The organism is Phycicoccus sp. Root101 (assembly GCF_001426245.1).
GTDB lineage: Bacteria > Actinomycetota > Actinomycetes > Actinomycetales > Dermatophilaceae > Pedococcus.
In genome coordinates this window covers 71,680-84,560 of record NZ_LMCM01000011.1, presented here as the reverse complement: position 1 = coordinate 84,560, position 12,881 = coordinate 71,680, and the positions used below count along the sequence as shown (strand labels likewise).

General features: G+C 72.1%; 12 protein-coding genes. 3 read left to right on the top strand and 9 right to left on the bottom strand.

Annotated features, from left to right (window positions below; genetic code table 11):
* Positions 1 to 130: 130 nt before the first annotated feature.
* The 3 genes from ASC58_RS19920 (at position 131) to ASC58_RS19910 (ending at position 3,243) form a co-directional block, all read left to right on the top strand.
* Positions 131 to 1,369 (top strand): alanine racemase, encoded by a 1,239-nt coding sequence (locus ASC58_RS19920; protein WP_369796266.1) that lies wholly within the window; start codon positions 131 to 133, stop codon positions 1,367 to 1,369.
* Positions 1,366 to 2,682 (top strand): D-arabinono-1,4-lactone oxidase, encoded by a 1,317-nt coding sequence (locus ASC58_RS19915; RefSeq protein WP_056920509.1) that lies wholly within the window; start codon positions 1,366 to 1,368, stop codon positions 2,680 to 2,682. Before ASC58_RS19920 ends, ASC58_RS19915 begins: the two co-directional genes overlap by 4 nt.
* Before the next feature lie 99 nt (positions 2,683 to 2,781).
* The gene (locus ASC58_RS19910) at positions 2,782 to 3,243 is read left to right on the top strand and encodes a DinB family protein (protein WP_056920508.1); all 462 of its coding nucleotides are present in this window, start codon (positions 2,782 to 2,784) and stop codon (positions 3,241 to 3,243) included.
* 126 nt (positions 3,244 to 3,369) lie between these two features.
* On the opposite strand, the gene ASC58_RS19905 is transcribed toward ASC58_RS19910, so the two are convergent.
* From ASC58_RS19905 to ASC58_RS19865, 9 genes are all read right to left on the bottom strand, one after another.
* Positions 3,370 to 4,380 carry a siderophore-interacting protein gene (locus ASC58_RS19905; RefSeq protein ID WP_056920507.1) on the bottom strand — a complete coding sequence of 337 codons (1,011 nt, stop codon included), beginning with the start codon at positions 4,378 to 4,380 and terminating at the stop codon, positions 3,370 to 3,372.
* On the bottom strand, positions 4,377 to 5,279 hold the full coding sequence (locus ASC58_RS19900; RefSeq protein WP_082553494.1) for an ABC transporter ATP-binding protein: 903 nt from the start codon (positions 5,277 to 5,279) through the stop codon (positions 4,377 to 4,379). Before ASC58_RS19900 ends, ASC58_RS19905 begins: the two co-directional genes overlap by 4 nt.
* Positions 5,276 to 6,298, bottom strand: a complete 1,023-nt coding sequence (locus ASC58_RS19895) for an iron chelate uptake ABC transporter family permease subunit (protein WP_056920506.1) — start codon at positions 6,296 to 6,298, stop codon at positions 5,276 to 5,278. Before ASC58_RS19895 ends, ASC58_RS19900 begins: the two co-directional genes overlap by 4 nt.
* Positions 6,295 to 7,305 carry a FecCD family ABC transporter permease gene (locus ASC58_RS19890; RefSeq protein WP_369796265.1) on the bottom strand — a complete coding sequence of 337 codons (1,011 nt, stop codon included), beginning with the start codon at positions 7,303 to 7,305 and terminating at the stop codon, positions 6,295 to 6,297. Before ASC58_RS19890 ends, ASC58_RS19895 begins: the two co-directional genes overlap by 4 nt.
* A gap of 14 nt (positions 7,306 to 7,319) precedes the next feature.
* Positions 7,320 to 8,348 carry an iron-siderophore ABC transporter substrate-binding protein gene (locus ASC58_RS19885; RefSeq protein WP_056920504.1) on the bottom strand — a complete coding sequence of 343 codons (1,029 nt, stop codon included), beginning with the start codon at positions 8,346 to 8,348 and terminating at the stop codon, positions 7,320 to 7,322.
* Between the two features lie 85 nt (positions 8,349 to 8,433).
* Complete coding sequence (gene rarD / locus ASC58_RS19880; protein WP_369796267.1) at positions 8,434 to 9,300, bottom strand: EamA family transporter RarD; 867 nt, start codon at positions 9,298 to 9,300, stop codon at positions 8,434 to 8,436.
* 77 nt (positions 9,301 to 9,377) lie between these two features.
* Positions 9,378 to 10,475, bottom strand: a complete 1,098-nt coding sequence (locus ASC58_RS19875; RefSeq protein ID WP_056915549.1) for a 2-oxoacid:ferredoxin oxidoreductase subunit beta — start codon at positions 10,473 to 10,475, stop codon at positions 9,378 to 9,380.
* A complete protein-coding gene (locus ASC58_RS19870) occupies positions 10,472 to 12,394 on the bottom strand; it encodes a 2-oxoacid:acceptor oxidoreductase subunit alpha (RefSeq protein ID WP_056920502.1) in 1,923 nt (640 codons plus the stop codon). Before ASC58_RS19870 ends, ASC58_RS19875 begins: the two co-directional genes overlap by 4 nt.
* 194 nt (positions 12,395 to 12,588) lie before the next feature.
* Positions 12,589 to 12,837, bottom strand: coding sequence for an SCO4226 family nickel-binding protein (locus ASC58_RS19865; RefSeq protein ID WP_056915547.1), 249 nt, complete (start codon positions 12,835 to 12,837; stop codon positions 12,589 to 12,591).
* Positions 12,838 to 12,881: the final 44 nt, after the last annotated feature.

Here is a 12,881-nt window from a genome sequence, read left to right as displayed (position 1 = left end):
GGCGCCCGCTTCCGGGTGAGCCGGGCCGCCTCGCCCACGCTAGGAACCGGGGCTGGAGCCCGGGCGGCGGCTGGATGAACGCTGGGTGATCTGCGGTGAACAGCGGGTATGGCGCTAGTAGGGTCGTCGTGTGACCCTGCACCGGGACGTCGATCCCGCCGTCGACCCGGACGACCCTGCGCGCACGGGTGCGGTCGAGCCGCTCGAGACCGCTGCCCCCGCGCCGCCGCGGTCCTGGGACGTCGCCACGGTCGGTCTTCCCGCGCCCCTGGCCGTGGTCGACCTCGACGCCTTCGACGCCAACGCCGAGGACCTGGTCCGGCGGGCGAACGGGGTGCCCATCCGGGTCGCCTCCAAGTCGGTGCGCTGCCGCCCCCTCCTGCGGCGGGCGCTCGCGCGTCCCGGCTTCTCCGGGGTGATGGCGTACTCCGTCCGCGAGGCCTCCTGGCTGGTCGACTCCGGTTTCGAGGACGTCTACGTCGCCTACCCCAGCGTCGACGTCCTGGCCCTGTCGGAGCTGGCCCTCGACGGGTTGGCCGCCAGCCAGGTGACGGTGACCGTGGACAGCCTCGACCACGTCCGGATGCTCGCCGCCCTCACCCGACCGCACGGCCTGCGGGTCGCCGTCGACGTCGACTCGTCGCTGCGGGTCGGCCCGGTCCACATCGGGGTCAGGCGCTCGCCGGTGCGCAGCCCCGAGGACGCGGTCGCGGTGGCCCGCGCCGCCAGCGACGCCGGGTTGTCGGTCGTGGGCCTGATGTTCTACGACGCGCAGATCGCCGGGCTGCCCGACACCTCACCCGCGGTCCGCTTCGTCAAGGCGCGGTCGGCCGCCTCCCTGGTCGATCGCCGCCGCGCCGTCGTGCGGGCGGTCCGGGACGTCGCCGACCTCGAGTTCGTCAACGGCGGCGGCACGGGCTCGGTCCACCTCACCGCCCTCGACCCCGTCGTCACCGAGGTCGCTGCCGGGTCGGGGCTCTACGGCCCGACCCTGTTCGACGGGTACGACGCCTTCAGCCCGAGACCTGCGGCGGCCTTCGCCCTGGCCGTCACCCGGCGCCCGGGACCGGGGTTCGTCACCGTGTCCGGGGGCGGGTACATCGCGTCGGGGCCGCCCGGGTGGGAGCGGCTGCCGGCACTGTTCGGTGGACGCGACCTGCGGATGGTTCGGCGCGAGGGGGCGGGCGAGGTGCAGACCCCGTTGCAGGGCAAGGGCGCTCGCGACCTGCAGATCGGGGACCGCGTGTGGTTCCGCCACGCGAAGGCCGGCGAGCTGTGCGAACGCTTCAACGCGCTCCACCTCGTCAGCGGCACCGACCTCGTCGAGACGGTGCCGACGTACCGGGGTGAAGGACGCAACTTCGGATGAGCTCGCCGACCGCCCACACCTGGACCAACTGGGGTGGCAACCAGACCTGCCGTCCTGCCGAGGTCGCAATACCCCACGACGTGGACGAGCTCAGGGCCACGCTCGCGCGGTCCCACGCCCGCGGCATACCGGTCAAGGCGGTCGGGTCGGGGCACTCGTTCACCCCGGTCGCCGCGACGGACGGGGTGCAGGTGCGCCTCGACCACCTCACCGGCATCACCTCGGTGGACCCGGCCGCCCGCCGGGTCACGGTGGCGGCCGGGACGCCGTTGCACGTGCTCAACCCGGCGCTCCAGGTGCTCGGGCTCGCCCTGCCGAACCTCGGTGACATCGACCAGCAGACCATCGGCGGCGCGATCGCCACCGGCACCCACGGGTCCGGGCTGCGCCGTCAGGGGATCGCGGCGGCCGTGTCCGGGCTGACGATCGCGCTGGCCGACGGCGGACTGCTGCGCTGCTCGGCCGACACCGAGCCCGACGTGTTCGGGGCGGCCCGCGTCGGCCTGGGCGCGCTCGGGGTGGTCACCGAGGTGGAGCTGCAGTGCGTCCCCGCGTTCCGGATCCACGCTCGCGAGTTCAGCGCCGACCTCACCGACGTGCTGGCCACCGTCGCCGCCGACGTCGAGGGCCACGACCACGTCGACATGCACTGGTTCCCCCACACGACGCGGGTGCTGGTCAAGCACAACGACGACGTCGGCCCCGACCACGGCGGGCGCGCCCTGCCGCCGTGGCGCGCGAGGCTCGACGACGACCTGCTGGCCAACGACTTCTTCGAGGTGGTCAACCGGGCCAGCACCCGGTGGCCGCGCATCGTCCCCCGGCTCGCCCAGCTGACGGCCAGGACGCTGTCGGCGCGCGAGTTCACCGATGACTCGTGGAAGGTGTTCTGCTCGCCGCGGCGGGTCCGCTTCCGCGAGATGGAGTACGCCGTGCCGCTCGGCTCCGTTGGTCCGGTGGTCACCGCGCTGCGCTCCTGGATCGACTCCCACGACGTCTCGCTGCCGTTCCCTGTCGAGCTGCGGTTCACCGGGGCCGACGACGTCTGGTTCTCCACCGCCTACGAGCGGGACAACGCCTACGTCGCCGTCCACCAGTACCACCGGATGGACGACGGGGGAGTGTTCGCCGCCTTCGAGGCGATCGCAGCCGAGCACGCGGGACGCCCCCACTGGGGCAAGCTGCACACCCTCGGTGCCGAACGACTGCGCGAGCTCTACCCCAGGTTCGACGACTTCCGTATGGTGCGTGACCGCCTCGACCCGGACCGCACCTTCACCAGCGAGCACGTCCGCCACCTCCTGGGCGACTGACCCCCCTGGTTCCGAGCGCTCGGGGCCGGGTGTCCGCGGTGGTCGCTAGCCTGCCGGGGTGACGAGAGACGAGCCGCGGACGGTGACGAGACGACCGTCCTGCTGGCGGCCTTGCAGAGCCACCGCGACGTCATGCTCTGGAAGCTCGACGGCCTCACCGACGAGCAGCAGCGCTGGTCGCCGGTTCCCAGTCGCACCAGCCTGGTCGGTCTGGTCAAGCACCTCGCCAACTCCGAGTACGGCTGGTTCTGCGAGACGTTCGGGCGACCGCACGAGCCTCTCACCGACATCTCCGAGGACATCGAGGCGGACATGCGGGCCGCGCCCGGGGAGACGACGCAGGAGATCGTCGACTTCTACCGGCGCTCGTGGACCGCGGCCGACGCCTCGGTCCATGAGCTGGGGCTCGACGCGACGGGCACGTCCTACGCCGGCACCACCGTGAGCATGCGCTGGGTGCTGGTCCACATGATCGAGGACACCGTCCGGCACGCCGGGCACGCCGACATCATCCGGGAGCTCATCGACGGCGGCACCGGTCACCACCTCCCGCCTCGCTGACGCCCGTTGCCCCCCGTTGACCCTCCCCTCCATCGGGTTCGAGGTGTTCCGCGACCGGATCCTGGTAGCGGAACACCTCGAACCGCCGCAGGAGGTGGGAGGAGGAGGGGAGGAACAGGGAAGGGGCTAGGAGCGCATCGCGACGCCCTCGCGCCAGTACCCCATGAACGCGACGCGCGACCTCTCGACCCCGAGCTCGGTGACCAACACGCGGCGCAGCGCCCGGACGCACCACGACTCGCCGGCGATCCACGCGTACGTGTCCTGCAGGTCCGGGCGTTCCCGCACAGGAGACGACCCGGCGTCGGGGACCGGGACGCCGAGGTCCTCGCCGGCCGAGGAGTAACGGGCCGTCTCCCACACCTCGACGTCGAGGGTGCTCGACACGTCGGGCAGCGGGGCGTCGAGGTCGGTGGGAGGCAGCCCGAGGTGGGAGCGCACGGCGGCGACCAGGGTCCGGCCCTGGCGAGCCCCGCCGCGCACCAACCACGTCACGTCCACCAGGTCGTGCTCGGGCAGCACAGGGATGTCGGCAGCGGTCGGCACCTCGACGAACGCGTGTCCCGTGAAGCCCGGGCCGACGTCCTCCAGGATGCGCGCGATCGCCGGGAGGGCCGTCTCGTCTCCGATGAGGAGCAGGTCGCGCAGGGCGCCCGGGTCGAACTCGGTGCCGCCGTACATGGGGGAGCGACGGTGCGGCCCGACGATGTGGACGAGGTCACCGGGTCGCGCGGTCAGCGCCCACCGGCAGGCGGGGCCGAGGGCCGACTCGCCGCCGGTGGCAGCCTCATGGACGACGAAGTCAGTGACGAGACGGACCGCGTCGCCGGCCGTCGTGATCTCGCGGATCGTGTACGTGCGCATGGGCGAACGCTCCGCCTCGGGCATGGCGCGCCACGACTCCTGCCACTGCTCGGGGGTGGACGTCGACCCGGGCAGCAGCCCGGTCGGTCCGGGGAAGACCACCTTGAACCGTGTGTCGAACCCGTCCGCCGTGCTGAGGTCGACGAGCCCGGGCCCACCGAACGTGACGCGCACGAAGGACGGACTGATCCGTTCGATCGCCTCGACGAGCACGGGCGTGACCAGCGTGGTCGGGGCAGGCCGGGTCCGGGTCGTGGCCGTGGCCGAGGTCACCGGGTGCCTCCACCGGGGGTGGAACGGGGCGTGTGCACCTGCGGTCGGTGACGACCGACGGGCACCACCATGGGGGTGTGCGCCACCGGGTCGGGCACCACGCGGCACCGCATGCCGAAGACCCGGAGCACCGACTCCTCGGTGATGACCTCCGCGGGCGGGCCCGAGGCGACGACCGTGCCGTCGAGCAGGGCCACGACGTGGTCGGCGTACCGGGCGGCGAGGTTGAGCTCGTGCAGGACCATGACGACGGTGGTCCCCCGGGTGGCGTTGAGCTCGGCGAGCAGGTCGAGCACGTCGACCTGGTGGGCGACGTCGAGGTACGTCGTGGGTTCGTCGAGCAGGAGCAGGTCGGTCTCCTGCGCCAGGGCCATCGCGATCCAGACCCGTTGGCGCTGGCCGCCGGACAGCTCGTCGACGACGCGGTCGGCCAGGTCGAGGGTGTGCGTGGCCTCCAGCGCCCGGGCGACCGCGAGCTCGTCGTCGGCCGACCATCGTTGGAACCGCCCGTGGTGGGGCGTGCGGCCGCGACCGACCAGGTCGACCACCGTCACGCCCTCCGGGCAGACGGGGTTCTGCGGGAGCAGGCCCAGCCGCCGCGCGACCTCACGGGTGGGCATCGCGTGGATCGACGCCCCGTCGAGCACGACCTGGCCCGACGAGGGCGTGAGCAGCCGCGCCATACCTCGCAGGAGGGTGGACTTGCCACAGGCGTTGGCGCCGACGACGACGGTGATCTTCCCGTCGGGGATCGCGGTCGAGACGTGGTCGACCACGACCCGGTCGCGGTAGCTCAGGGTGACGTCCTCGGCGCGCAGCCGGCTCCCGGTCGCAGCCGAGGGGTCTGCGGAGTCGGTGGCGTCGGCGACGGTGGGTTCGTGGGAGGTGACGACGGTCATGAGGTGCTCCTGGAGGTTCGGCCGGTGGCGAGCAGCCACAGGAGGAAGGGCGCACCGAGGGCGCCGGTGACGACGCCCACGGGCAGGTTGGTGTCGGCGACGAGGTAGGCGCCGACGTGGTCGGCACCCGTGACGAGGGCGGCCCCGGTGAGGGCGGCCGCGAGCAGCGATGTGCGGCCGGCGTTGAGCGCCCGGGCGATCGGCCCGGCGAGGAACCCGGCGAACGAGACCGGACCCGCCGCGGCGACCGCGACACCGACCAGCAGCACCGCGAGGCCGAGCAACAGGTCCGTCCGCCGGGGGGAGGAGCCCAGGGCGGTGGCCGTGTCGGGGCCGAGCTCGGTGAGCCGCAACGACCTCGAGCACCAGGCGACGAGGGGCAGCAGCACGGCCAGGGTGGCGCCCAGCTGCCCGATGAGCGTCCAGTCGGCGGGGGCGAGGCTGCCCGTCAGCCAGACCAGGGCCGTCTGGGCGTCGTAGATGTCGGCGCGGGTGAAGAGGTACTGGACCACGGCGGACAGGAAGGCCGCGGACCCCACCCCGACGAGGACGAGCCGGTATCCCGCGTGGTCGCCGGCGACGAGCCGGATCACCGCACACACCGCGAGGGCGCCGACGACGGCGAACCCCGAGACGGCGGGCCCGGACAACCCCAGCGTGACGATCGCGAAGACCGCCGCAGCGCTCGCGCCCATGCTCACGCCGATCACCTCGGGGCTCGCGAGGGGGTTGCGCAACGTGGTCTGGAAGATCGCCCCGCCGAGCCCGAAGGCGGCGCCGACGAGCACGCCCAGGGTGGCCCGGGGCAGGGTCGAGTCGAGCACGATGAAGGTGGCCCCCGGGATCTGTGCGCCGGCGAGGATCCGCACGAAGTCGGCGACGGTGACCGTGAAGTCGCCGAGGAGCACCCGGACGAGGAACGTGCCCACGGTCAGGGCCGCCAGCCCCGCCACCACGAGGCGGCGACGACGGGTCGTGTGCCGTCGCGCGCCCCGGACGACGAGCGCAGCGGCGCTCACAGCGAACCCATCCGGCCACGGCGCACCAGCACGAGGAACACCGGCACCCCGACGACGGCGGTCATGATGCCGACCTGCACCTCGGTGGGGGGAAGCACGACGCGTCCGGCGGTGTCGGCGAGGACGACCAGCGTGGCGCCGAGGGCGAGGCTGGTGGGCAGGACCCGGCCGTAGTCGGCACCCACGAGGATCCGCGCGAGGTGCGGACCGAGCAGGCCCACGAACGCGACCGGTCCGGCGAGCGCGGTCGAACCACCGCACAGCAGGACGATGGCGAGTCCGGCGACGACCCGGTCCAGACCGGCCCGGCGACCCAGGCCGCGGGCGAGGTCGTCGCCGAGGGCGAGGACGTTGAGCAACCGGCCCCCCACCAGGGCCAGGACGGCACCCACGGCCAGGAAGGGGAGCACGGGCCACACGACGTCCAGGGCCCGCCCGCCCACCGTGCCGACCTGCCAGAAGCGGAAGGTGTCGAGGGTCTGCCGGTCGGTGAGCAGCAGGGCGGTGGTCCAGCTGGACAGCCCGGCGGTGAGCGCGGCCCCGGCCACCGCGAGCTTCACCGGGGTGGCGCCGCCGTGGCCGAGCCCGGCGATCGCGTGGACCGTGACCGCCGCGACGGCCGCCCCGAGGAACGCGAACCCCAGGTACCCGCCCAGCCCCGTGACCCCGAGGACGGAGATCGCCAGCACCATCGCGAGCGCGGCTCCGGCGTTGACACCGAGCAGTCCGGGATCGGCCAGCGGGTTGCGGGTCAGCCCCTGCATGGTCGCCCCGGCGAGCCCGAGGGCACCCCCGGCGAGGAGCCCGACGACGGTGCGGGCGAGGCGGGCGGCGACGACCGCCTGGTCGGCGTTCGCGGGGTCGTGGGCCGTCAGGGCCGCCCACACCTCGTGCACCGGTATGGCGCGGGAGCCCACCGTGAGCGACAGGGCCGCCCCCACGGCGACCATGGCCACGAGGGCAGTGGTCGCCGTGGCTGGACGTCGACGACCGGTCGTCGGTGTCACCAGCGTGGTCATCGTCAGGCGGCGCGGTCGACCGCGGCGGCGACGAGCGGGACGAACTTCTCCATCGCCCACGGGATGGCCAGCGGTGAGGGCGCCGAGAGGCCGAGCGAGTCGGTCTTGTCGGACGCGTCGACCCAGCCACCGGACGCGAAGGCCGGGATCTGCCGCAGCAGCGGGTCCTTCAGGTACTTCTCCATCTCGCCGGCGCCCTCGGTGTAGGTGACGAACACGTCGGCGTCGAGGGTGGCGGCCTGTTCGGACGAGATCGTCCTGAAGAACTCCGTGCTGCCCTTGCTGAGCCGCTCGACCACCGGGGCGTTCACCATGCCGAGGTCGACGAGCAGCCGCGGCCGGTTGTCCAGCGGCGTGTAGTAGCTGATGGACGAGGTGTCGGTGGGGGTCAGCGAGCCGAAGATGAAGGTCTTGCCCCGAGTCTGCGGGTACTTCGTCGCTGCGGCGGCGATCGACGCCTCGGTCTGCTGCGCGAGGGTCGCGGCCTGCGAGGTGCGGCCGAGGGCCTTGGCCACCAGGTCGAGCGAGGTCTGCCACGAGGTGCCCCAGGCGGCTCCCGGGTAGGCGACCACGGGGGCGATCTTCGACAGCTTCGCGTACTCCTCCTTCGTGATCCCGGAGTTCGTCACGAGGATCAGGTCGGGGGCCAGCTTGGCGATCTCCTCGACGGGCGCGCCGTCGGCGTCGCTGTACCGCGTGGGTTGTGCCGCGCCCACCTCGGCGAGCTTCGCGTCATACCAAGGCGTCGAGCCCTGGGCGTTGCCACCCCACGTGATCTTCACGGCCCCCACGGGGGCCACGCCGAGGGCGAGCGCGAAGTCCTGGTCGGACCAGCCGAGGGTGGCCACGCGCGTGGGCGCCTTCTCGATGGTCGTCGACCCGTGGACGTGGTTGATGGTGACGGGGAACGCGTTCGGGTCCGCGCCGGCGGAGGTGGGAGCGGCCGTGTCGGTGGAGCCGGTGCTGCACGCAGCGACGGAGAGGGCGAGGAGAGCCGCTGCGGAGGCGGCCACGAGGCGAAGTGGTCTCATGTTAGGAGAGCCTAACCTTATCTACTCCGATTAACGCAAGCCGGGTATGCCGTTAATCGCCTCCGCTCCTCGGCCCCGCCGCGCCCTACGGTGCGAGCTGCGCGACGGGGGCGCGCGAGCGCCCGGGGAGATGGCGCAGCGAGTCCACGGTGAGCACGGCGAGAGCCACCCACACGATCGCGAACCCGATCCACCGGCTCGTCGACATGTGTTCGTGCAGGAGCAGCACGCCGCACAGCAGCTGGAGCACCGGGGTGATGAACTGCAGCAGCCCGATCGTCACCAACGGCACCCGGCGGGCGGCTCCGGCGAACAGCAGCAGCGGCAGGGCGGTCGCGGCACCGGCAGCCACGAGCAGCGCGGTGTGGAGCGCCCCCTCGGTGGTGAACGTGGTCTCGCCCCGCACGGTGAGGACCACGAGCATGACCGCCGCGACGGGAGCGAGGACCGCGGTCTCGGCGGTGAGCGAGTGCATCGCCTGGAGGGAGACGCCCACCTTCTTCTTGACCAGGCCGTAGAGCCCGAACGACATCGCCAGGGTGATCGCGATGACGGGCACCGAACCGGCGGCGACGGACAGGTAGACGAACGCGAGGGCGCCGATGGCGACGGCCACCCACTGCAACGGGCGCAGCCGCTCCCGCAGGACGAACACCCCGAGGGCCACGGTGACGATGGGGTTGAGGAAGTAGCCCAGTGCCGCCTCGGTGGTGCGCCCACCCAGCACCGCTGCGACGTACACGACCCAGTTGACGGCGATGAGGAGGGCGGCCACGGTGACGCCCATGCCGAGGCGTGGCCGCTGCCACAGCTGGCGGGCCCACGCGAGGTCGCGGCGCAGGAGCAGGATGACGGCGCAGAGCAGCAGCGTCCAGAGGATCCGGTGGGCGAGGATCTCCCACGCCCCGGCGGGTTTCAGCGCGGCGAAGTAGAGCGGGAAGACCCCCCAGATGCCGTAGGCGAGGAGTCCCTGGAGCGACCCGCGACGGGTCTCCTCGTGGCCGGTCAGGGGAGCCGGGCCGCCGGCGCTCAGGCCACGGTCCAGGTGTCGCGTCCGTGGATCAGCGCATCGAGGTCCTCGTCGGTGGCCGGGCCACCGCCGGTGTCGACAGCGGCGTCGACCTGAGCACGCACGAGGTCGTCGTAGGTCGGGCGGACGACGTTGCGGAAGATCCCCATCGGCACGTGCGTCATCTGCGGGGAGTCCAGCCGCGACAGCGCGAAGGCCTGCGTCGGGTCGCCCGCGGTCGCGTCGTGGACGACGACCTCTCGCTCGCCGACCTCGGAGGCGGGCACGAACTCCATCGCACCGCCGGCCGCGCGCACGAGCACCTGTCGGTCGTCCTCCGGGCCGACCTGCACGCGCTCGCCGTCGGTGAGGTGCACGATCCGCGCCTCCTGCTGGCTGCGGTCCTTGATGAGGTCGAACGCGCCGTCGTTGAAGATCGGGCAGTTCTGGTAGATCTCCACCAGCGAGGTCCCGCGGTGCGCGGCGGCGGCCTTGAGGATGCCGGTGAGGTGCTTGCGGTCGGAGTCCATGGTGCGCGCGACGAAGGTCGCCTCGGCACCCAGTGCCAGCGAGACCGGGTTGAACGGGTGGTCCACCGAACCCATCGGCGTCGACTTCGTGACCTTGCCGACCTCGGAGGTGGGTGAGTACTGGCCCTTGGTGAGGCCGTAGATCTGGTTGTTGAACAACAGGATCGTCATGTTCACGTTGCGGCGCAGCGCGTGGATCAGGTGGTTGCCGCCGATCGACAGGGCGTCACCGTCACCGGTGACGACCCAGACCGACAGGTCCGCGCGACTGGTCGCGAGGCCGGTCGCGATCGCCGGCGCACGCCCGTGGATCGAGTGCATGCCGTAGGTGTCGAGGTAGTAGGGGAATCGCGACGAGCAGCCGATGCCCGAGACGAAGACGATGTTCTCGCGCTTGAGGCCGAGCTCGGGCAGGAAGCCCTGGACCGACGCGAGGATGGCGTAGTCGCCGCAGCCGGGGCACCAGCGCACCTCCTGGTCGGAGGTGAACTCCTTCTTCGTCTGGGGCGTCGCGTCCTCGCCGAGTCGCGGGACCCCGGCGGTGCCGTGGGGGACGCCGAGCGACGGCATCCCGAGTTCGGTGCTCATGCGGGGCCTCCGTGGCTGGTGACGGTCTCGTGGGCGGTGTCGGCGGTCGGGTCGCCGTCCGTGCCGAGGCCGACGATGGCGTCGGCGAGCTCGACCGTGGTGAACGGCAGTCCGCGCACCTGGGTGAACGAGTGCACGTCGACGAGGTACTTGGCCCGCAGCAGCATCGCGAGCTGGCCCATGTTCATCTCGGGGACGAGGACCCGGTCGTAGCGACGCAGGACCTCACCGGTGTTGGCGGGGAACGGGTTCAGGTGGCGCAGGTGAGCCCGGGCGACCTTCGCACCGGTGTTGCGCACGCTGCGCACCGCCGCGGCGATCGGGCCGTAGGTCGATCCCCAGCCGAGGACGAGGACCGACGCCTCGCCGCTCGGGTCGTCGACCTCGAGGTCCCCGATGGTGTCGGCGATCCGCTCGATCTTGCCCGCGCGCAGCCGGGTCATCAGGTCGTGGTTGTCGGGGTCGTAGGAGATGTTGCCGGTGACGTCGGCCTTCTCGATGCCGCCGATGCGGTGCTCCAGTCCAGCCGTGCCGGGGACCGCCCACGGGCGGGCCAGGGTGGCCGGGTCGCGCAGGAACGGGTGGAAGACCGGCTCACCCTTCTCGTCGGTGGCGTTCGGCTCGGAGGCGAACTCGACGGTGAGGTCGGGCAGCTCGGCGACCTTCGGGAGCGACCACGGCTCGGAGCCGTTGGCGAGGTAGCCGTCGGAGAGGATGAACACAGGGGTCCGGTAGGCCGTGGCGATCCGGACCGCCTCGAGGGCCGCGTCGAAGCAGTCTGCCGGCGACTGCGGCGCGATGATCGGCACCGGCGACTCGCCGTTGCGGCCGAACATCGCCTGCAGCAGGTCGGACTGCTCGGTCTTGGTGGGCAGGCCGGTCGAGGGCCCTCCGCGCTGGACGTCGACGATGACGAGCGGGAGCTCGAGGGAGACGGCGAGGCCGATGGTCTCGGACTTCAGGGCGACACCCGGGCCGGAGGTCGTCGTCACGCCGATCGCACCGCCGAAGGAAGCCCCCAGTGCCGCACCGATCCCGGCGATCTCGTCCTCGGCCTGCAGCGTGGTCACGCCGTACCGCTTGAGCCCCGAGAGCGTGTGCAGGATGTCGGAGGCAGGGGTGATCGGGTACGACCCGAGCAGCAGCGGCACCTTCGCGCGGTGGGAGGCGGTCACCAGGCCGTAGGCCAGCGCGACGTTCCCGGTGATGTTCCGGTAGGTGCCCGCCGCCATCGGCGCAGGGGCGATCTCGTAGGAGACCGCGAAGTCCTCGGTCGTCTCGCCGTAGTTGACTCCGGCCTTGAGGGCGGCGAGGTTGGCGGCGAGGATGTCGGGCTTCGCGCCGAACTTCTTCGTCAGGAAGTTCTCGGTGCCGCTGGTGGGACGGTGGTACATCCAGGACAGCAGCCCGAGCGCGAACATGTTCTTCGCCCGCTCCTTGTCCTTGCGGGACAGGCTGTCGAACTCGGCCAGCGCCTCGACGGTGATCGAGGTCAGCGCCACCGGGTGCAGGTGCCACGAGTCGAGCGAGCCGTCCTCGAGCGGGTTGGTCGTGTAGCCGACCTTGCCGAGGTTGCGCTTGGAGAACTCGTCGGTGTTGGCGATGATCGTCGCCCCGCGCGGCAGGTCGCGCAGGTTGGCCTTGAGGGCCGCCGGGTTCATCGCGACGAGGACGTCGGGGGCGTCGCCGGGGGTGAGCACGTCGTGGTCGGCGAAGTGCAGCTGGAAGCTCGAGACACCCGGGAGGGTCCCCTGGGGCGCCCGGATCTCGGCGGGGAAGTTGGGCAGCGTGGACAGGTCGTTGCCCAGGGCGGCGGTCTCGGACGTGAAGCGGTCACCGGTCAGCTGCATGCCGTCGCCGGAGTCCCCGGCGAAGCGGATGACGACGCGGTCCAGCTTCTGGACGGTCTTGCTGCTCATGCGGTCCTGACGGTCGTGGACGAACAGTTCTGGAGACTGTCGCCGCGGCGCGTCCGGTGCCGCTGGGCTCACGGACGACGCTGAGCGCAGCCTGTGAATCCATCGTACGTCCGGTCAGGTAAGGGCAACCTGCCCACCCTGCTTTTGAGACGGGTAACACGCCGTTATGGAGGCGCCGCCCCCGGCGCCCGTGCTCAGGCGGTGACGGTGATCTCGTGGATCTCGTCGTAGGGGTGGCCGGCGCGCTCGTGGACGCGCTGGATCGCCTCGCGGTCCGGCCCCTCCGACAGGCAGAACACGTGACCGGTCACGGGATCTGCCCAGGCCTGCTTGAAGTCCACGGACTCGTCGCCCTGGATCGCGAGGTCTGCCTGGTGCGCCTCGTACAACGCCTCGGCGGTGACCCCCGGCATGTTGGTGTGGACATCCATGAACTGGGCCATGGTGACGCTCCCTCCGTGTGGTGGTCTCGCCACGCTACGCCGGG

Bases quoted from the DNA above. Each gene is read 5' to 3' on its own strand.
- ASC58_RS19915 (WP_056920509.1), top strand. From the start codon at position 1,366: ATGAGCTCGCCGACCGCCCACACCTGGACCAACTGGGGTGGCAACCAG.
- ASC58_RS19900 (WP_082553494.1), bottom strand. From the start codon at position 5,279: ATGACCGTCGTCACCTCCCACGAACCCACCGTCGCCGACGCCACCGAC.
- ASC58_RS19885 (WP_056920504.1), bottom strand. From the start codon at position 8,348: ATGAGACCACTTCGCCTCGTGGCCGCCTCCGCAGCGGCTCTCCTCGCC.
- ASC58_RS19875 (WP_056915549.1), bottom strand. From the start codon at position 10,475: ATGAGCACCGAACTCGGGATGCCGTCGCTCGGCGTCCCCCACGGCACC.
- ASC58_RS19870 (WP_056920502.1), bottom strand. From the start codon at position 12,394: ATGAGCAGCAAGACCGTCCAGAAGCTGGACCGCGTCGTCATCCGCTTC.
- ASC58_RS19865 (WP_056915547.1), bottom strand. From the start codon at position 12,837: ATGGCCCAGTTCATGGATGTCCACACCAACATGCCGGGGGTCACCGCC.